Below are 248 nucleotides of genomic sequence, written 5' to 3' on the forward strand. Positions count from 1 at the left end.
TCAACGCGTTGATAATCTTGCACATAAATCCGCGCGATCACCCCAGAGATCTGTGAACTAACCAGCGTAACATTGCCCTTAATGGAAGCATTATCCGTTATTTGGATGTGACTCACAAAAGGAGGAAGTCTCCAAGCCCATAAAATCAGTAAAACACCCGTAATACCTGATAGGAATGCAATAATTGTAGCTTTTGATCGTAATGCTTTTATCATTTTTTGCACCCCTCTTTCTATGACATTACTCTA

The 248-nt window shown here is 39.9% G+C and carries 1 pseudogene; it reads right to left on the reverse strand.

From position 1 onward, the window contains the following. Positions 1-215, reverse strand: a pseudogene (locus ACFIKU_RS10245) (HlyD family secretion protein); the annotation flags it as partial. Positions 216-248 lie beyond the last annotated feature (33 nt).

Source organism: Bartonella sp. CM120XJJH, assembly GCF_042194715.1.
Taxonomy (GTDB): domain Bacteria; phylum Pseudomonadota; class Alphaproteobacteria; order Rhizobiales; family Rhizobiaceae; genus Bartonella.